This is a genomic window from Chitinophagales bacterium, from assembly GCA_019638515.1.
Taxonomy (GTDB): Bacteria; Bacteroidota; Bacteroidia; order Chitinophagales; family LD1; genus UBA7692.
On sequence record JAHBTS010000002.1, the window covers coordinates 78355 to 98220 of the forward strand.

Below are 19866 nucleotides of genomic sequence, written 5' to 3' on the forward strand. Positions count from 1 at the left end.
GTTTCTATAACTTAAAAGCATTATGTGCTGCTATGGTATCATGTGTGAGTAGCATGGCTTTATCTCTAGAAGCGTAACATGCTCCTACGCCTGCAACTACATTACTAAGGTGCTGCTTTGCTAGTGCCTTTACTGCTTCTATTTCACTTGCAGTGAAGCCGCCAACATAAGTAAATGCAATGCCTATTCCTTGCCAGCAATATGGTTGGTATTGCTCAGGAAGGCTACTAATTTGTTGTTGCACAGCCACAGCATCGCCTTTGCAATTGTACCAGCAACTGCGCCCCACTCCGGTGTAATAGCTATGATGATAGTTTGGATTTAGCTGCGGCAATGTAGATGCAAGCACTTTCCTTTTTCTAAAGGTGCCTTCATAAAAGCCAAACCCATCGGCTACTTTTTGTTGAAGATGCTCGGGAAGAAATGAACATAAAGCAGCTATATCAGTTTTACTGTTTTCGGCCAATGCCCAACCGAGTCCTACGCAAATTTGAGTTTCGTGAGCAGGGTGCTGCAATAAGAAATGATGCCAGTTGGTAGCTAAGTTATCTATGAAAGTACATGCAAAGTAATAAGATGCCCCCTCGTAATAGGCCGACAAAAATGGGTTGCTTAATATTGCCTTCGGTGGGTGAAAGGCGGCAACGTTGCATTGCTCGGCAAGTGCTTTGCCTTGCAAAAAAGATTGCTGTACCGCAGTAATGTTTTCTTGTATGGATGCAATCACGCTGTTACTTTTTCACCATAAAACCACATGGTGGCAACATCTTTTCGAATAGCAAAATCCGGAGCTACATTTTGTTCATCGGCTACTTCGGTTGGTGGCAGTTTGTTTTCCGGGTCTAATTTCATTTCGTAAGGATTTACTTTTATATCCATACCTGTTCCTTTTACCTGTGCACTTACATGTCTAAAAATTTCAGCAGCAAATTTCTCTAACAGTTGCATGTTGGCTGCAACTTTTTCTATTAGCTCGTTGCCGTGCAGCACATCTAAATCTTGTTGGAAATTGCGCAGTATTTCTAAGTCGTAGGGATCTATGAATTTATGCTCAAAGATTTCATTTTCATAAGGCAGCCAGTCTAAAAATAGTTGTTGTACATTATTGCCCAACTTACCCAATTTTCGCCCTAAGCTATCGGGTGTGGCAAATAATTGCTTTAGAAGGCGCAAGTCGGTAAATGCTTTATTGGTAAACAATAAGGTTGGTACAGCCCAATACACTGCCCAGTCCCAAAATATTTTAAACACCATTATTTGCGAACTGCCCATTAGTAAGTATTTATTTTGGTAAATGGGAATCCAGCTATCAATTAAGCCTAGGTAAGTTTGCTCGTATATTTCGGCTCTTATAGATACATCTTCACCATTTTTGTCGCGCAGAATAAGGTCGCTAAGCAGTGTGTTGCTCAGCGAAATTAAATCTGTGCCGGGCGAGTAAAGCGGATCTAAAAATGCACCGGATTCTCCGGTGGTAGCCCATTTTTCTACACCATCGTAAAGCCGTGCCGAGTGATGCGCAAAGTGGCGTAGAATTTTAAAATCCAATACATTTTCTTTTTCGGGTGCCAATTTCTGATGGCACAGCGGCTCGTTTATCCGCAGCCATTCTATGGCGGCCTCGTAAGTATTGAACGTTTCAAAAGGGTGAACGGCAGGGTCGGCCACAATGCCTATACTGGTATTTTTTGTTCCTAATGGAATTATCCAAACCCAGTATCCTTTATCCATAAAATGCACGGTGCTCAAGTAGCGCAGGCCCGAAACCAAATAATTCTTCCACTGCTCGTTTTCGCTCCAATTGTCTATATCAATTACACCTTTTATGCGCCACCACACAGCATTGCAATGGTGCTCCATTGGTTTTTGAAAATTTAGTTTCTTCTTCAATAAGTTGATGCGGCTGGCGGCATCTACAATCCATGTGGCATGTGCTGTTTGCTGTATTCCGTTTGCTAAATAAGTAACGCTGTTGTTTCCTGCTTCAATAGAAATGTCGGTAACGCGGGCATCTAACTGCAGCTGTGTTCCTAATGCAATTGTTTTTTCTGTAAGGTAATTTTCAAATGTTCCTCTATCTAACTGGTGGCTAGGAGTTTTTAGCCATTGGCGGGGACCCAGTTCCACTCGCGAAGTAATTTCAGCTTTGTTATGCGATTTGAAAAAGAAACGCAAACCATGTTTGGGCAGTTCATGTGCTTCTAAATAATCTTTTAAACCCAATACTTCGCGCAAGTAATGGCTGCCTAACTCTACCGAAGATTCGCCTACTTTATGTGCAGCAATGGCGGCAGAACCTTTTCTTTTTTCTAGTATTAAAATATTGATATTGGGATTGCTTTGTTTAAGTTGAATGGAAAGGGTGAGTCCGGCTAATCCTCCTCCGGCTATAATTACATCGTATGATTGTTGCATGTGAATATTGTTGGCGGCACAAAGTATGGAATTTACAAGAACAAAATTATGATATTACTCCTTGTTTATTTTGAGGCTAAAAGCCTTTTTACCAGCTGCGGCACGGCATTGCCTGCTTTGCTTGCAATAGATTCTACTCCGGGAATAAATGTTTGGTGCGCTTGTGGATCTATGTAAAATTTATTTGAAAATTTAGAAGCATAATGAACCAAACCTGCAGCAGGATACACTTGCATGGAAGTGCCAATAATGATAACAATATCGGCATCCGGCATTGCAGCAATGGCTTCTTCCATTTTAGGAACTGCTTCGCCAAACCACACAATATGCGGGCGCAATTGCGAGCCAAGCGTACAAGTGTCGCCTATTCTAATATCTTGCCTCCATTCATAAACCAATATTTCGTTTTTGGTACTGCGTGCTTTTAGCAATTCTCCATGAAGATGTATTACATGCGAAGATCCTGCACGCTCATGTAAATCGTCTACGTTTTGAGTAATAATGGTTACTTGAAACTGTTGCTCTAAAGCAACCAATGCCAAATGTGCAGCATTAGGTTCTACTTGCAATAATTGACTTCTTCGAGCATTGTAAAATTCTAGTACCAATGATGGATTCTTACGCCATGCTTCGGGTGTGGCCACATCTTCAATCCTATGTTTTTCCCATAACCCATCGGCATCTCTAAATGTTTGAATACCGCTTTCGGCACTTATTCCGGCACCTGTGAGTACCACAATCTTTTCTTTTATGCTCATGAATGAAAAATATAAAATTAGAACGTAAACTTGCCCAAAGTTTCAACTAAAAAACAACCATGTTTTATATTCATAAAAGTGCATGCATTTCGCCTCAACACACCTTTGGCACTCCGGTTTTAGAGCAACAAAAGGTGTATGATAATAACCAAATGCACGCTATTGAGCCTGTTTATGAAGGTGTTCCTCCCGGACAGTTGCGCAGAATGGGCAAGGCGCTGCGAATGGGTGTGGGCAGCGGCATGAGTTTATTGAAACATCATGTGGTAGATGGCATTATTATTGGCACGGCTAATGGTGGCATAGAAGACAGTATCAGTTTTTTAAATCAAATTGAAGAATATGCCGAAGGGCGTTTAACGCCAACACATTTTGTGCAAAGTACTTTTAATGCCATTGCAGGCATGATGGGTTTAATTACAAAAAACAAAGGCTACAATGCCACGCATGTGCATCGCGGAGCTGCATTTGAAAATGTGCTTATAGATGCCGTCATGCTACTTAAGGAAAATACTAGTCATCAATATTTAATTGGTGCAGTAGATGAAATTTCGGTGCGTAATTACCGCATGGAATCGCTTGCCGGTTGGTATAAAAAGGAGATTATTCCAAGCAATGAAATGTTTAGCCATATTTCGGCAGGAATGATTCCGGGAGAAGGTGCCGCCATGTTTTTGGTGAGCAATCAATCTGAAGGTGCTGTGGCACAGATGTGTGCAACCACTTCGTTTTTTGGTAAAGACGAAGCAACCTTACAAGCGCAGTTGGCTTCCTTTCTTGCAGCCAACAACATTGATGTGCAGGAAGTTGATTTGCTATTGAGTGGCTATAATGCAGATGAACGCTTTACTCATTTTTACGATATGGTAGAGGCTGCCTTTGCTTCAAAAGGCATTGCTCGATTTAAGCAGCTAACGGGCGATTTTCAAACAGTAAGTGCATTGGCAGTGTGGTGGGCGGTTCAATTACTTCACCAAAAAGAAATTCCCGGTTTTATGTTGGTTACAGGCAATGCTGCCATAATTCCTAAGTATATCTTAATTTACAACAACTACAGAGGCGAGCAGCATAGTTTTATATTGCTTAAAAGACCGTAGTGCTTATGTCCAAAGATATATGGATTGCCTTAGTGCGCTATTGCAGTTATCAAGAACGGTGCAAAAGCGATGTGGTAAAGAAAATGCAGCAACTAGAAGTGCCTCCGGCAGAATTTGGAAACTGGATAGCCAAACTGCAAGCCGAAAATTTTTTGAATGAATTGCGTTTCACAAAAGGCTTTGTAAACGGCAGGTTTAAAAATAAAGGCTGGGGAGTTGGCAAACTAAAGCGCGAATTAGCAGCAAGAAAAGTTGAGGAGTCTATTATTCAACAGGTGCTTGCCGAAGAAATTGATTCGGAAAGCTATGAGCAAAAAGCGCTGTGGGTAGCAGAAAAAAAATGGAAATCCATAAAAGGAAAAACCACAATGGAGCGTCAACTAAAGTTGCAAAAATTCTTATTAGGTAAAGGCTTTGAGTTTGCTGTTGTAAAAGAATTGATAAAGAAAAATTTTCAGCAGTAGGTTATTCTTTATTTCTTTTCAGCCTTTGCCTTTTGGCTCTTTGCCCACTCTAAATTGTTTTTAGCCAATTGAAAATCGGGCTTCAATTGTAGCGCTTTTTCACAAGCTGCAATTTCCATATCCCAATTTTCTAATGCACCATACGCGGCTGCAATATTATTGTACGCCACAGCTTGTTTGCCATCGGAATCAATTGCCTTTTGGGTGGCTTCGATACTTTTTTCATACATACCTGCTTGAAAATATGCCAAACCCAAATTCAAATAAGATTGATACCCCGGGTTGGCGGTAGCGGCTTTTTCGGCTGCTTCAACCGCAGATGCAAAAGAGGCGGAAGAAGATGAGGGCGCTGTAATAACTTGGTTGTTGCTTGGCAATATAGGCGCCTGTGTTTCTCTAATTAAATTGGCATAAACCAAGTAGCCAATTGGCATGGCAATTAGCAGTGTAAAAACTAATGTGTAGTGCTTTGGATGCTTATCTGTCTTCATAATACAATGCCCAAAATTGCTAAAACTTAGGCGGTCTTAAAATTTATTTAGCAAGAATTATTGTGCTATTGTGGTTTAAGCACACTGCTTTCTTTTAAATTCACTAATCTTCTTTTTATAGTTTACTCTCAATAGAGCTATAGAAAAAAATGAGCGCTCAAAATAATTTCTACTTTTACGCGTCTAACATCTTCAAACTTCAAAAAAAAGCAACACCATGAAAAACCTTCTTAAATTATTATCTGTATTTATTCTTGCATTATCGCTTTCGTCTTGCAGCTATAATAGTTTAGTAAAAGAGCGCGAAGCAGTTACAGCACAATGGGCAAATGTAGAAACTGCCTACCAGCGCAGAGCAGATTTAATTCCCAACTTGGTTAATACCGTAAAAGGTTATGCCAACTTTGAACAACAAACACTTACAGCCGTAGTAGAAGCGCGTGCAAAAGCCACTAGCATTCAGGTAAATGCCAATGATTTAACTGAAGAAAACATTGCAAAATTCCAAGCAGCACAAAGTGAGCTAAAAGGGGCATTGTCGCGTTTGTTGGCAACCGTAGAGAGCTATCCGGAATTAAAGGCAAATCAGAACTTTTTAGAGTTGCAAGCTCAATTAGAAGGCACTGAAAATCGCATTAGTGTAGAGCGCAATAAATACAATCAGTTGGCGCAAGAATACAATGCGCATACGCAATCGTTTCCTGCATTGATTACTGCAAAAATGTTTGGCTTCCAAGCTAAGGCATACTTTAAAGCCGATGCCGGAACCGAGAAAGCACCAAGCGTGAAATTCTAACTAGAAAACCTATGAGTTTATTTGCTAAACAACTCATTGGCAATAGCCAAATTGAGGAAATAAAACGCGCCATTCAGCAGGCCGAAAAAAACACCTCGGGCGAAATTAGAGTGCATATAGAAAAGCATTGCAAGCAAGACGTATTGCATCGTGCAGCTGCAATTTTTCATTCTTTAAAGATGGATGAAACCGAAGCCCGAAATGGCGTGCTTATTTATGTGGCATTAGGCGATAAAACGTTTGCAATAGTTGGCGATAAGGGAATTGACTCCAAAGTGCCTCCCGATTTTTGGGAAAGCACCAAGCACACAATGCTTCAGCATTTTAAACAAGAGCAAATTGCCGAAGGTATTATTGCCGGAATTCATTTGGCGGGCGAAAAACTCAAAACATTTTTTCCTTACATGCAGGGCGATAAAAATGAATTGAGCGATGATGTTAGTTTTTCTTAATGTGCAGTAAGTTCTAATTTGTAAACATGACTTGTAGAAAATATATCGGTTGGAGAGGATTGCTTTTGGTGCTTTTATTTTGGCACGGAAGCATTGCTGCGCAATTCCCCGAAAGTCCCAATCCTCCCAAATTGGTAAATGATTTTGCCGGATTTCTTTCGGCAAACGAAGTGCAAGCTCTGGAGCAAAAATTGGTAGCTTTTGACGATTCTACTTCTACCCAAATTTCTATTGTTACCATTAGCGACATTGGCGCTTACGACATTAGTGATTATGCCTTTCAATTAGGCGAAAAGTGGGGCATTGGGAGGAAGCAGAAAAACAATGGAGTACTAATTTTGGCAGCCAAAGCTCAGCGCAAGGTTTTTATTGCCACAGGGTATGGAATAGAAGATGTGTTGCCCGATGCTATTTGTAAAAGAATTGTAGAGCAAATAATTATACCCAATTTTAAATCAGGCAATTTTTACAAAGGGTTCGATAACGCCACCAATGAAATTATAGCGCGCACCACCGGAAAGTTCGATGCAGAACCCGAAGCCAATAAAGAGGGTATTCCTTTATGGGTTATCATATTGATTCTCATAATTATTATAGTAATTATCTCTGTGGCAAGTTCTGGTAGTAATGGCGGAGGTACTATTTCGGGCAGAGGCGTAAGAGGTTTTGGGAGCGGCCCTGTTGTGTGGGGAGGCGGTTTTGGAAGGAGTGGAGGAGGCTTCAGTAGTGGTGGTGGCGGTTTTGGAGGCTTTGGAGGTGGAAGTTTTGGAGGAGGCGGAGCCGGAGGTAGTTGGTAGTGCTTTAGGCACTCAACTGCTTGTGTTTATCGGGTGTAACACATATTGGCATCATCTTTTTTGCTAATTACTGAAAAACACTATCGCAAATCCCGAATTACCTTGTACTTTCGCGCCCGCTTATGATTGCTATATCTAATGTTTTCCTTGCTTTTGGTGGAAGAACCATGTTTGATGAAATAAGTTTCCTCATCAACAAAAACGATAAAATTGGCTTAGTTGGAAGAAATGGTGCCGGAAAATCTACACTGCTAAAAGTGTTGAAAGGCGTGCAGCAAATTGACGGTGGCGATATTATGTATCCCAAGGGAACCATCATAGGTTACCTTCCGCAAGAAATAAACTCACAGTCTAAACTTTCGGTAATAGACGAAACCAAACGCGCTTTTGAAGAAACTTTAGCAATGCTTACTCGCAAAGATAAAGTGGTACATGAACTAGAAACCCGTACCGACTACGAAAGCGATGAATACATGGAGTTGATTAACGAAATGCAGGAAATAGAGCATCAGTTAGAAATTCATGATGCGTATGGTATGGATGAACAAACCGAACGCGTACTTAAAGGATTAGGTTTCGACCAAGCCGATTTTGAAAAGAATGTAAGCCAACTAAGCGGAGGTTGGCAAATGCGTATTGAACTGGCCAAAATTTTGTTGCAAAAACCAGATTTGGTTTTGTTAGATGAGCCTACCAACCACTTAGATATTGAGTCTGTAATCTGGCTCGAAAAATTTTTGAAGGACTATCCCGGAGCCATTATGATGGTAAGCCACGATAGAACTTTCTTAGACAATATTACCAATCGCACCATAGAAGTTGTGAGTGGCGATATTGAAGACTATCCCGTGCCTTACACCAAATATACAGTGTTGCGTACAGAGCGCAGAGAGCAAGTTTCTAATGCCGCTAAAAACCAGCAGCGCGAAATTGCACAAATAGAGCGTAACATAGAGCGTTTTAGAGCCAAAGCATCTAAAGCCACCTTCGCTCAATCGCTCATTAAAAAGCTCGATAAAATGGAGCGCATAGAAGTAGAAGAAGAAAATGTAGCAGCAATAAACTTGCGTTTTCCTCCGGCACAGGCATCGGGCAAAGTGGTTTTAACCGCAGAAAACATTACCAAAAAGTACGGAGAAAAAATAGTAATAAACAACCAAAGCTTAGAAATAAACAGAGGCGAAAAAGTTGCTTTCCTTGGCAAAAATGGCATGGGAAAAACTACCTTTTCGCGCATATTAGTAAATGATTTAACTGCCAACAGCGGCACCATTACTTTAGGCCACAATGTAACTATTGGCTACTACGCCCAACATGCGGCCGACAGTATGGACCCTAACGACACCGTACTCGAAACTGTTGATCGAGTAGCCGTTGGCGATATAAGAACCAAATTGCGCGACTTACTGGGCGCTTTCCTTTTTAAAGGAGATGATGCTTACAAAAAAGTAAAAGTGCTGAGCGGTGGCGAAAAAGGAAGACTAGCACTTTGCCGATTGATATTGGAGCCAAGAAATTTTTTGGTACTAGATGAGCCCACCAACCACTTAGATATGCTTTCAAAAGAAATTTTGAAAAATGCCCTCAATAACTTTGAAGGAACGGTATTGATAATTAGCCACGATAGAGATTTCTTAGAAGGGCTTACCAATAAAATTTTTGAATTCACCAAAGATGGCATCAACGAACACTTAGGAAGCATAAATGAATTCTTAGATAAAAAAGCTGCGGAAGATATGCGCGCCTGGGAAGCCGAAAAAGAAGCCAAAGCTAAGCAGCAAGAAAAGTCTAAACCTGCCGAGAACAAAGCGAAAGAGAGTAAACCGCAAGACGATAAAAAGCTAAAAATGGCACTGCAAAAAATAGAGTCTAAAATTGCAGAGCTAGAAAAGCAGGTTGCCGATGCCGAAAAGAAATTGCAAGACCCGGAAGAGTTTCAGAAATTGCAGAGCAACCAAGATTTTTTTAAGAAATATGATGATTTAAAAAAGGAGTTGGCAGCACAGATGCAAAATTGGGAGGCCACTGCGCAACTTATTGAAGCATAAATAGCATGACTAAAAGAAAGTTATTTTTTACACTAATAATTTCGAGTGTTGCATACACCTTATTGGTGCTACCTGCTTCATTTTTGGCATTTAACAGCCCCTTTATTCGTAAGGGCGAGCTAAGCGGCTCTGCGATAGAGTGGATAAACTACATTGCCATTATTAGTTTTCCTGCTGTGGTTCTTACCGGTATATTTTCTGCTTGGAGTACTTATTTTAATGATGAACTACGTTGGAGTTTATTTTGTATCGCCATGCCTTTAATAAATCTGCTGGTTTATGCTTTAACCAGTTTATTTTAGCCGCACATGCGGGCTTTTTTCTCCTTTTTATTTATGGCAGTGCTGTTGCTGCTTTTAACCATAAAATTTGGTTATGAGTTTGGCTACAACGATCAAGTTGAATTGCTGCCCTATTCCTATTACTTAGCACATCAACAATTTTACACGCACGATTTTTTTATTCAAGGATTACACGCTTCGTTGCCAAATGAACGGACGGTAATGGCATCTGTACTACTTCCATTTATAGATAATATAGCATGGTGGAATATTGTTTTTCATATTGCCACATCGCTGCTTTTGTTTGCAGGCTTATTGCGGTTAGCAACATTGCTATCCGGAAGTTTGTTTATTGCCATGTTAGCTGTGGCAATTTCGCTTGTTGTGCTAAACGATTATGGCATTGGTAATAATGAAGTTTGGACTGCCTCTTTCCAAGCAAGCAACCTTGCCGCAGCAATAATTGTATGGTGTTTTTATTTTTATGCAAAGCAGTACAATACAATTGCTTTTTTATTGTTGGCAGTTGCCAGTATCATTCAACCTTTGGAAGGCTTAAATGTGTTTTTCGGCATGGTTGCTTTTTCTTTATATAACTGGAGGAAAACCAAACAGATTCAACCCAAAGTTGTATTTGCAATTGCGCTGTATTTGCTCACTGCGGGAGTGTTTATGCTATTGCTGTTTATGGCAAAATCGAATGCACAAAGCTCAATAAATTCAACGGATTTGTTTTCTATTTTATTCTTGTTTAGGCATCCGCACCATTTTATTTTCAGTGAATTTCCCATTCATAAAATTGCAGCTACTTTTCTGCTTGGCATGGCAGCAGCAACGTTGTTTTTCCATCAATATACTCAGCTTTCTTTTTGGATAGTTTTGGGGCTAGTAGGCATATTGATATACGCTTTGTTTACCGATGTATTGCACTTTATTCCTGTTGCAAATTTTCAATTTTACAAGGTAGCGCAATGGATAAAGTTTTTTGGTGTAGTAGCAATGGCGAAATGGCTGCATTCTTTTTTGGTAGTACGTTTTAGCGAAAGAAGGCTGGCGGCATTAGGTGTAACTGCATTCTTAGTGATACTTGCATTTGCATTTAAAAACATCAATAGCAAACAGGCTTTATTTTGGCATGGAGATGCAGATATGGTTGCCATTTGCAAACAAATTGAAATTGAAACTCCGGTGCAGGCGGTGTTTATTCAGCCATTTGAAAATACAGAACTCAAATGGTTGGGAAAACGCAGCAGCTATGTGGAATTTAAGGCAAATGTACGCAACAAACAATTTGTGGGAGAATGGTACCGAAGGCTGCAAGAAGTGTATGGAATTACAGCAAATGACGGTGTAAAAGGCTTTGCATTACAACAGAAAGCCAACTATAACTTCAGCCATTTAAACTTACAGCAGTTGCAGCATTTAAAGCAAGAAGGGGTAACGCATCTGCTTACTTTTTCATCGGTAAAGATAGATTCACTTCAACCCATTTTGCAAAACAATAGCTATGCAGTATATCAACTTTAATGGTGAGTTAATGGCAGAAGATGCTGCAATATTTTCTGCGCATAACAGATTGCGCATGGGCGATGGCTTTTTTGAAAGTATGCGGATTTTCAATGGCTCCATTGCATTTTCAGAAAGCCATATCGGTAGAATTGAACGGAATACAAATACCCTACAAATGGAACTTTCAGCCTTTAATTTAGCTGCTGAAGTTGAAAAGCTATTGAAAAAAAACATGGTTGAAAATGGTAGAGTTCGGATTCAATTTTATAGAGTGGGCGAGGGGCGCTATTTGCCATTAAGTCATAAAGCCGGATTTGTAATTGAGGTAGAAAACGATAGTGTGTTGCGCTACCATTGCCATTCAGTGAATAGAGTTGGGATCAGTTCTAGATATTTTAAATCTACCCACTTTTTAGGAAATATAAAATCGTCCAGTGCCTTGTTGCATGTTATGGCTTCGCTGGAAGCAGCAGCGCAGCAATGGTGCGATATAATTTTACTGAACGAACAAGGCTTTGTGTGCGAAGCATCGAGTTCGAATATTTTTATGGTTGAAAAAAATGGATGCGTAGTTACTCCACCACTAAGTTCTGGCTGTGTTAGTGGTGTAATGCGCCATGTAGCAATGGAGATTATACATTCTTTAGGAGTAAATGTGGTAGAAAAAAATATTCCTCCCGAAGCACTCTTGAATGCACAAGAAGTGTTTTTCACAAATGCTTCGAAAGGAATACAAAGTGTGGCAAAAATTGCTGCCACTTCTTATCAATCTTTACTGGCAGAAAGGATTACAAGAGCATTAAACAAACAGCTGCTTATTTAAACACTATCTTCATTTCTACCCTACGGTTTTTCTGTTTACCTTCTTTGGTTTTGTTATCGGCAATAGGTTTGGTTTCGCCAAAACCTTCGGTTTCAAGTTTGGCACCATCTACACCTTTTCCGATTAAGTAGCGTTTTACAGCTTCTGCACGTTTTTGCGACAATACAAGGTTCTTTTGTTCATCGCCATCGCTATCGGTGTGTCCCTCTATTGTCAATCCATAGGTTGGTTTATCTACCAATAACTTTGCCAATCCATTCAGCGAAATAAAACTGCTTGGGCGAATAACATCTTTGGCAGTTTCAAACTCTAAATTTTCAAATGCGTACTTAATTATTTCCAACTCTTTCTTCGCCAATTTAGGACAGCCTTTATTGGATTTATCTCCAAAAGTTGTTGGACATTCATCATCTTTATCCAATACGCCATCGCCATCGGTATCTTTGTAAGGGCAGCCTTTATTTTCTTTTGGTCCGGCTTCGCGAGGGCAATCGTCTTCATTGTCGTACAAGCCATCGCCATCGCTATCGGGGCAACCTTTGTGAGCAGGATCGCCAGGTACATCTACACACGTGTCATCTTTATCAGGTACGCCATCGCCATCGCGATCCGGGCAACCTTTTAAAGCAACAACACCTGCCAATTCCGGACACTCATCATCTTTATCGGCTACGCCATCACTATCCATATCCGGGCAGCCATGTAATTCTACCACGCCTTTTTCATCGGGGCAACTATCGTTCATATCCAGCACGCCATCGCCATCGCGATCCGGACAGCCTTGTGTTGTACGCGGACCGGGTACATCTGGGCATTTATCTTCTGTATCTAAAATACCATCATTGTCGCGATCTGGGCAACCGCGGGCTTCCCAGCTTCCTTTTTCTTTTTTACATTTATCTTCTCTGTTTGATACAAAATCTTTATCGCGATCGCGGTGTTTGCGTGCAAGTATCGGCACTTTCAACGCCACGTGTACATCTCCATTATACATGAATTTTTTGGCTCCCATTAAGCCCAATAGATCACTTGTACCTACAATGAGCGGACCAATTCTTAATGTAGTTCCAAGTCCTACATTTCCAAGCATATCGTACGAAACAGGTAGGTAAAACCCAAAATAAGTCCAGTCTAAATGCGGTGTAAAGGTAAATGTGGTGATATGGTGAACACTATTATCGCGGCTCATGCGCGGTGCCACACTTGCTAATGCGTGTATGCCGAAGAAATGAAATGGATTGTAATCTACCCAAAAATTGAACCGTGTTGGCAACCACATGGTATAAGTAGGTTTTGTTTTTTGTGATTGTACTATATCAAATCCGGGTGTTAAGCGAATGGTGTCGCCAATGCTTTGCAATCCATCGTTGGCCTTGAAATCATTAACATACCAATCTTGCTTGTTTACATTAAATTCATAGCTATACTCTGAACGTTTAAAACGAACCCTGCCTAAATCGGTCATAGAAAAGCCTGCTTGAATGGTGTATAAACTTTTACCTATATCGTACCACTCTTTTCCATCCATTTTGTATAGGTATTTATCGCGTTGTGGCCGCCATTCGTAAACAGCAGCCAAATCTCCGGCAGCAGAAAAACCTCCATCTAATAGTTTAAATGCATCCTTTACATATTGCCCAGCATTATCGCCACGATCTTTTTCAAAATATTCTTTAGTGGTAGGAGCTACCGAGTTTACATCTAAAACTCCGGATGTGTTGTAAATAGAAAGTGTATCGTAGTTCTGCCAACGAATATCTGCATTTCTTAAAACTGCATTGCCGCTAATTATACCTTGAATAAATTTAAGTGTGCCACCAACTTTTACATAATGGTCGCCTTTATTGTAAACCTCGCGCGAGTATGTAAAGCTATAATCTACCCAAGTCATAGTTTGAGCACTTAAATCGCCCTCTTTTATTCTTTGGTAATTAAATGGCTCTATTGAATCTGCTTTATTTCCCACGCCCCAATACGATACACGTGCAAGTTTTTGGCTTACATTATCAATATTGGTAACGTGGTTGATATTCCAAGTAACGGCAATGGCATTTTTATGATTTTCTTTCTTTTTTCCGAAAGTAAACATGAATGAAAGTGGGCCTTGTACTTGGAGTGCGGCATACACGTTTTTATTTTTTCCGTTGAGTCTTTCTTTTAAGTATGTTTCTTGAAAATCTACATCGGAATTTATATAGTTCTTCTTCAAGAAAACCTTAGGATCGATACCTACATAGTTGTTACCTGCCGAAACGCCTAGCCCAATCAATGTCATATCGAAACGATGCCTATCGCCTGCAATGGCAGGATTAAAACCTACATTGGTAACACCGCCATATTGGCTGGCGCGTAAACCAAGAAAGTATTGAGAAAATCCCACGATTGGCGTAAGGTGTATGATGGTAGAAAGAATGAGTAGTGCCTTTTTCATAAGGATGTAATTTGGATTATTTTAACAAAGATACACTATGGATACATTTGCCAAAACAAAGCACTCATATTTATTTTTTTTAGAACAGGAAGTCCTGAATACTAACTTTTTGTTCCACAACTGCAACATTTTTAGTTAAAATCAGTATAGAACGGGAGGAAAACTATCCTTACCATGAAAAAATTTCTCTCCCTATTGGTAATGCTAGCATTTAATGTGGCTTGCATTTATGCCCAATGTTCGGGTTGTAACACTACCGTAAACAGCAGCAATGGCACTAATCGGTCGGTAGATAACAACAAAAAACTATGTTTTATAGGAGGTACATTCACAGGAAAAATTACCAAAATAAAGTCAAATGGTAGAATTTGTGTTGCTGCCGGAGCTACATTTTCTCCATCGGAAATTAAAAACTTCGAAGGAACTATTGATGTGTATGGCACGGCCAACTTACCTGCATTTACGCCATCTTCGGGTGCTAAGATAAACAACTACGGTACTGTAAATTTTACGGGAGGCATTACTTTTAATAACGATTTAGATATTGTAAACAGTTCAAATGGTACGATGCACTTTGCATCATCTACTACATTAGGCAACAATTCCAGTATTGTCAATAATGGTAAAATATATTTTGCTGGCGATTTATCGGTGCCATCGGGCAATACTTTTACTAATAACAATATTGCACGTTTTTCAAACAATATCTCTACCGGAGGTTCTTTTACAAATAGTGGCTTGTTAGTGGCAGTAAATGCTTTTGCTGTTACGGGAGGCACTTTTGTAAATAACTGCCGTTTGGTGGCTTTGTCTTTTACCAATACAGGTTCCTCAACTACCAATAAGGGTTTAATATGGGTTGCGGGTGGATCTTCTGCCGTGCAATTTAATGGAGGAACTTTTACGCAAACGTCTAATGGAGAAGTAAGAGGCGTGCATTTTCAAAATGCTGCTACTGTTAAAGGTTCAGGCAAATACTATTTTACGGGAACCACTACTAACACAAGTAGCTTTGGGAGCGATGGTGGAGGCATTAACTTTTACGATGTACAAGTTTCCGGTGGGGGCTCAAAAAAATTCGACAACCAAAATTCAAGTCCCCATAATTCTGTAGTTAGAACTGCTTTTACGCCAAGCGATACTGCAGGGGCGGCTCCCGGAAATTGTTCTTCTAACTATTGTTCGCCCATAAGTGCCAATGCCGGAAGCAATCAGGCAAGTTGCAATGGCTCAAGCTCATTTACAATGTCTGCAAATTCAGTTTCCGGTGCTACCGGAGTTTGGACTGTTGTAAGCGGTACCGCTACTATAAGCAATACTTCATCTCCTACTGCGGTGGTTACTATTACAAGCGGTTCTGCGGCTACACTACGTTGGACATTAAGCAACTCTTGTACATCTAGCAGTAGCGATGTTTCACTTTCTCTATCGAGTTTTACAGTAAACTCTACTACTACAAACAGCACTTGCGGTTTATGTAGCAATGGTACTATTGCTATTACACCAAACGGAGGAGACGCTCCTTACAATTTTACATGGAGCGATGGTATTTCAAGCCAAAACAGAACAGGATTGGCAGCAGGTAGTTATTCGGTAACGGTGCGAGATAATAATGGTTGTACCATTACCCACAACGATACCATTTACCTTCCATTAGCAGTAAATATTGCAAGTTTAAGTGCCTGCAATATTGCAAGTGGCGGTGCGGCACAAGCAAATCCGAGTGGAGGAAAAGCTCCATATCAATACAGTTGGAACACAGGCGAAACCACACAAAACATTTCGAATTTAACCTCTGGAAATTATACAGTAACGGTAACAGATGGACAAAGCAATACGGCAGTGCAGACTGTAACAATTTCTAATACGATTGTAAATATTTCATTTAGTCCCGCAGCACCTGTAATCTGTAGTGGCAGTAGCATTCAAGTTACAGCGAGTGGTGCATTGTCTTATAGTTGGTCGCCATCTACGGGTTTAAGCGCTTCTAATATTGCCAACCCAATTGCTAATCCTACTTCAACTACAACTTATACCGTATCTACTATTGCCAGCACAAACGATTTGGTTACAAACGGAGATTTTAGTTTAAGCAATACGGGCTTTACCGGAGCTTACGGATTTGTGAGCGAAACCGATAATAATGCAGTGGGAGGAAAAGGTTTATACCCCGAAGGACGATATGCCATAGATGCGGATGCTAAAGACTACCATCCCAATTTTGCAGGAAAAGGTAGAGGTGGCAGTGGCAACTTTATGATAATAAACGGTGCCGTTATTGCAGGGCAAGCAGTTTGGAAACAAACTATATTGGTGCAACCCAATACATCCTATAATTTCTCTACTTACATCTCATCTGTGAACCCTGCCAATCCTGCCAACTTGCGGTTTCAGATAAATGGAGTGGTGCTTGGTCCTAATATAGTTGCTTCAACAACAGTGGGTAGATGGGATAAGTTTACTGCTACATGGTATTCAGGCTCAAACACCTCAGCTCAAATAGCGATTATAAACGACAACACTATTGCCGGAGGAAACGATTTTGGATTAGATGATATTTCATTTACAAGTACCTGCATTTCTTCTTCGCAACTTACAGTTACTGTAAACCAACCACCAGTGGTGGGCTTTACCAAAACCGATATTACTTGCAGAGGTTTAACTAACGGAACTGCAACGGTTGCAGGCTCCGGAACAGTTGCCCCATATACTTATACATGGAGTAATGGCTCTACTAATGCTACGATTTCAAACTTAGCGGTTGGTACTTACACCGTTACAGTGCGCGACAACAAAACTTGTACCAAAGCAGGCTCTATAGCAATTGCACAACCCGCAGTACTTTCGGTGGTGGCAACACCAACCAATGTAAGTTGTAAAGGTGCAGCAGATGGAAGTGTTTCATTAGCTATTAGTGGAGGCACAGCTCCTTATACTTTTACATGGAGTAATGGTGCTACATCTCAAAATATAACAAACTTAGCACCCGGCACTTACAGTGTTACTGTACACGATGCGCATAGCTGCACACCTGCCATAACCGCTGCAGCCATTACGCAGCCCAATGCTGTGTTGGCATCAACACTAAATGTAACCAATGTTAGTTGCAATGGTGGTAGTAATGGTGCTATTGCACAAAACGTATCTGGCGGCACTGCGCCTTACACTTATGCTTGGAGTACTGGAGCTACTACTGCCAATATTAGTGGTCGCCCGGCAGGAACATATTCAGTAACCATTACAGATAGCAAAGGTTGTACTTTAGAGAAAAGTGCCAACATTACACAACCTGAGGCCGCCACTGTTGCCAATGCCGGAGCGGATATTGGTAACTGCAATAGCTTATTGTTTACTATGGCTGCCAATACGCCTGTTATTGGTTCCGGTACATGGAGCGTAGTAAGTGGCATTGCAGTAATAACCGCGCCTACTTCACCCACTTCGTTGGTTACAGTTACGGGTACTTCTGCAACTTTAAAATGGACAATCACCAACGGATCTTGTGGCTCCACCTCCGATAATGTAGTTTTAAGTAATACAGTAGCATCTGTTTCTGCCAATGCAGGTGCAGATATTACTAGAGTAAATGGCTCTTCTACTTTTGTAATGGCTGCAAACACACCGGCATCAGGCGCTACCGGATTGTGGACATTAGTAAGCGGAACAGCAAGTATTGCTTCACCATCTTCAAAAAATAGCAATGTAACCGTATTGGTTGGAAACGAAGCCTTGCTAGAGTGGAAAGTTACCAAAGGCAATTGCGAAGCACGCGACACCATGCAGATAAAGCACATTTTCCCATATTCAGGCTGTGTTGCCATCAATTCGGGCGAATGGAATGTAGCCACTACTTGGGCAGGGAATTGCAATGGCGGCAACGGCTATCCGGGCATTAACGACACGGCAATTATTTCAGGGAAAACAGTTACAGTGTCCGGAACCTCTGCATGCCAATTATTGCAAATGAGTAATGAATTGGGAGTGGCATCCTTAAATATCCACAATAGCGGGCAGCTAACTATTGTAAAAGATATTCAATTAGATGCATCTGCTCAAAATACCGTAAAAATAGACTTGGCAGGAAATGCAAAATTATTCTTAGGCGGCACCATAGTGCGTAACCAACCACCAATGAATTACGGCAAAATAACCTCTGCACAGGCATCTACCATTTACCTGAATGGAACAGCACAGCAAGTGCTTGCAACTAGTAGAGGAAGAGGCAGCGATGGTATAGAATATCAGAATGTAGTATTCAATAATTCATCGGGTATTAGCCCTGCATTTATTGCAGAAGGAAGAGTGGATGTGCTTAACTCCATTGCTTTACAGAATGGCTGTATTGATATGGGAAGAGACACCATAATGCTTAGCAATAATGAGCACACCTCTGTAACAGGCGGAAGCAATAATAGTTTTGTAATAGGGCAATTTTGCCGATATATTGGCCAATCGGGAAAAACATACCGATGGAGTGTAGGTAGAAGCGGGCAGCAAGGTGAATATTGGTTTGAACTTAAAAACAATCTTTTGGTGGGAACCAGTTATGTATGTGTGGAATTTGATTCTGTACCAGAAGATACTAAAGCAGGTATTAATTTCAGCGATAATGATATGAATGCACAAAACCTATCGCCCGAAGGAATCTGGAGAGTAGAACCGAATGCACAACCGATATTGGGTTCTTACAATGTAACAGTTTCAACCCAAAACTTTTCGGGATTAGTAGATGGCAAATTCGGTTTATTGAAGCGCCCAAGAGGAAGTTCGGTAAGCAGCTGGGGAAAAGGTGGCGGATTATTGCCTGCACTTGGCGATCCACTTAGATTGATCTCTTCTTTAAACACCGCATTAAATACTTTAACCTCCTTTTCTGAATTTGGAATTGGGAATGAAGGAGGCAGCGCACTACCTGTGAAATTAACCTTGTTTGAAGCTAAACCTATTGAGAATAAGTTTATTCGCCTTAAATGGGTTACAGAAACAGAGATAGATAATATGGGTTTTGAAATTCACCGTTCGGCAGATGGTTTAGACTTTAACAATATAGGATGGGTAAATGGTAATGGCAATACCACAGAAACCAAAACATACAGCTACGATGATAAAACCATTGATGCTAACATCCGATACTACTACCGTTTGAAGCAAATTGACTTTGATGGAGACTCTGAATTTAGCCCAATTGCTTCTGCCGAAATTCGCAATCATGGTGGCGTTTTAGAGATTGGAGATTTTACACCCAACCCTGCAAAGAATTCAACTGCAATAAACATTACAACCGATAGCGATATGGATGCTCAATTTACTTTTATTGATATGATGGGTAAAGTGGCCAAACAAGGATTAGTTTCTTTCACCAAAGGCTCGCACTTGTATTATTTCGACATCAATGAACTTGTGGCAGGAAACTACATTGTTGCCATCACCACCAGCGACAGTAAACACAGTAAAAAATTAGTAGTGTATTAAAAATGCCTAACAAGAAGAAACAACAAGAAGCG

15 protein-coding genes are annotated in these 19866 nt (G+C 40.6%); 10 read left to right on the top strand and 5 right to left on the bottom strand.

Features of this window, described 5'->3' with window-relative positions; translation table 11 throughout:
• Nucleotides 1-4: 4 nt before the first annotated feature.
• The 3 genes from KF872_03560 to KF872_03570 all read right to left on the bottom strand — a co-directional run bounded on the left by KF872_03560 (nt 5) and on the right by KF872_03570 (nt 3173).
• On the bottom strand, nt 5-727 hold the full coding sequence (locus KF872_03560) for a DUF1702 family protein (protein ID MBX2902610.1): 723 nt from the start codon (nt 725-727) through the stop codon (nt 5-7).
• Nucleotides 724-2415 (bottom strand): tryptophan 7-halogenase, encoded by a 1692-nt coding sequence (locus KF872_03565; GenBank protein ID MBX2902611.1) that lies wholly within the window; start codon nt 2413-2415, stop codon nt 724-726. Before KF872_03565 ends, KF872_03560 begins: the two co-directional genes overlap by 4 nt.
• Nucleotides 2416-2480: 65 nt before the next feature.
• Nucleotides 2481-3173, bottom strand: coding sequence for an NAD-dependent deacylase (locus KF872_03570; GenBank protein MBX2902612.1), 693 nt, complete (start codon nt 3171-3173; stop codon nt 2481-2483).
• Nucleotides 3174-3232: 59 nt separating this feature from the next.
• Here KF872_03570 and KF872_03575 point away from each other — a divergent pair, with 59 nt between their 5' ends.
• Both KF872_03575 and KF872_03580 read left to right on the top strand, forming a co-directional pair.
• A complete protein-coding gene (locus KF872_03575; protein MBX2902613.1) occupies nt 3233-4270 on the top strand; it encodes a beta-ketoacyl synthase chain length factor in 1038 nt (345 codons plus the stop codon).
• A gap of 5 nt (nt 4271-4275) precedes the next feature.
• Entirely contained in the window at nt 4276-4734 is a 459-nt protein-coding gene (locus KF872_03580; protein ID MBX2902614.1) for a RecX family transcriptional regulator, read from the top strand.
• A gap of 8 nt (nt 4735-4742) precedes the next feature.
• On the opposite strand, the gene KF872_03585 is transcribed toward KF872_03580, so the two are convergent.
• Complete coding sequence (locus KF872_03585) at nt 4743-5225, bottom strand: tetratricopeptide repeat protein (GenBank protein ID MBX2902615.1); 483 nt, start codon at nt 5223-5225, stop codon at nt 4743-4745.
• Between the two features lie 217 nt (nt 5226-5442).
• On the opposite strand from KF872_03585, the gene KF872_03590 reads away from it, so the two are divergent.
• The 7 genes from KF872_03590 (at nt 5443) to KF872_03620 (ending at nt 11931) form a co-directional block, all read left to right on the top strand.
• Nucleotides 5443-6021 (top strand): LemA family protein, encoded by a 579-nt coding sequence (locus KF872_03590; GenBank protein MBX2902616.1) that lies wholly within the window; start codon nt 5443-5445, stop codon nt 6019-6021.
• Between the two features lie 11 nt (nt 6022-6032).
• Nucleotides 6033-6473, top strand: coding sequence for a TPM domain-containing protein (locus KF872_03595; GenBank protein ID MBX2902617.1), 441 nt, complete (start codon nt 6033-6035; stop codon nt 6471-6473).
• Between the two features lie 26 nt (nt 6474-6499).
• Nucleotides 6500-7270, top strand: coding sequence for a TPM domain-containing protein (locus KF872_03600; GenBank protein MBX2902618.1), 771 nt, complete (start codon nt 6500-6502; stop codon nt 7268-7270).
• A gap of 122 nt (nt 7271-7392) precedes the next feature.
• Nucleotides 7393-9318, top strand: a complete 1926-nt coding sequence (locus KF872_03605; GenBank protein MBX2902619.1) for an ATP-binding cassette domain-containing protein — start codon at nt 7393-7395, stop codon at nt 9316-9318.
• A 5-nt stretch (nt 9319-9323) separates the two neighbouring features.
• Nucleotides 9324-9620 carry a hypothetical protein gene (locus KF872_03610; protein ID MBX2902620.1) on the top strand — a complete coding sequence of 99 codons (297 nt, stop codon included), beginning with the start codon at nt 9324-9326 and terminating at the stop codon, nt 9618-9620.
• Nucleotides 9621-9626: 6 nt separating this feature from the next.
• A complete protein-coding gene (locus KF872_03615) occupies nt 9627-11126 on the top strand; it encodes a hypothetical protein (protein ID MBX2902621.1) in 1500 nt (499 codons plus the stop codon).
• Complete coding sequence (locus KF872_03620) at nt 11107-11931, top strand: aminotransferase class IV family protein (GenBank protein ID MBX2902622.1); 825 nt, start codon at nt 11107-11109, stop codon at nt 11929-11931. The genes KF872_03615 and KF872_03620 overlap by 20 nt, the downstream gene beginning before the upstream one ends.
• On the opposite strand, the gene KF872_03625 is transcribed toward KF872_03620, so the two are convergent.
• Complete coding sequence (locus tag KF872_03625) at nt 11924-14362, bottom strand: OmpA family protein (GenBank protein MBX2902623.1); 2439 nt, start codon at nt 14360-14362, stop codon at nt 11924-11926. The genes KF872_03620 and KF872_03625 overlap by 8 nt on opposite strands.
• 174 nt (nt 14363-14536) lie before the next feature.
• Between KF872_03625 and KF872_03630 the strand changes: the two genes are divergently transcribed.
• Nucleotides 14537-19834, top strand: coding sequence for a T9SS type A sorting domain-containing protein (locus KF872_03630; GenBank protein MBX2902624.1), 5298 nt, complete (start codon nt 14537-14539; stop codon nt 19832-19834).
• Nucleotides 19835-19866: the final 32 nt, after the last annotated feature.

Bases quoted from the DNA above. Each gene is read 5' to 3' on its own strand.
- KF872_03565 (MBX2902611.1), bottom strand. From the start codon at position 2,415: ATGCAACAATCATACGATGTAATTATAGCCGGAGGAGGATTAGCCGGA.
- KF872_03570 (MBX2902612.1), bottom strand. From the start codon at position 3,173: ATGAGCATAAAAGAAAAGATTGTGGTACTCACAGGTGCCGGAATAAGT.
- KF872_03575 (MBX2902613.1), top strand. From the start codon at position 3,233: ATGTTTTATATTCATAAAAGTGCATGCATTTCGCCTCAACACACCTTT.
- KF872_03580 (MBX2902614.1), top strand. From the start codon at position 4,276: ATGTCCAAAGATATATGGATTGCCTTAGTGCGCTATTGCAGTTATCAA.
- KF872_03585 (MBX2902615.1), bottom strand. From the start codon at position 5,225: ATGAAGACAGATAAGCATCCAAAGCACTACACATTAGTTTTTACACTG.
- KF872_03590 (MBX2902616.1), top strand. From the start codon at position 5,443: ATGAAAAACCTTCTTAAATTATTATCTGTATTTATTCTTGCATTATCG.
- KF872_03595 (MBX2902617.1), top strand. From the start codon at position 6,033: ATGAGTTTATTTGCTAAACAACTCATTGGCAATAGCCAAATTGAGGAA.
- KF872_03600 (MBX2902618.1), top strand. From the start codon at position 6,500: ATGACTTGTAGAAAATATATCGGTTGGAGAGGATTGCTTTTGGTGCTT.
- KF872_03605 (MBX2902619.1), top strand. From the start codon at position 7,393: ATGATTGCTATATCTAATGTTTTCCTTGCTTTTGGTGGAAGAACCATG.
- KF872_03610 (MBX2902620.1), top strand. From the start codon at position 9,324: ATGACTAAAAGAAAGTTATTTTTTACACTAATAATTTCGAGTGTTGCA.
- KF872_03615 (MBX2902621.1), top strand. From the start codon at position 9,627: ATGCGGGCTTTTTTCTCCTTTTTATTTATGGCAGTGCTGTTGCTGCTT.
- KF872_03620 (MBX2902622.1), top strand. From the start codon at position 11,107: ATGCAGTATATCAACTTTAATGGTGAGTTAATGGCAGAAGATGCTGCA.
- KF872_03625 (MBX2902623.1), bottom strand. From the start codon at position 14,362: ATGAAAAAGGCACTACTCATTCTTTCTACCATCATACACCTTACGCCA.
- KF872_03630 (MBX2902624.1), top strand. From the start codon at position 14,537: ATGAAAAAATTTCTCTCCCTATTGGTAATGCTAGCATTTAATGTGGCT.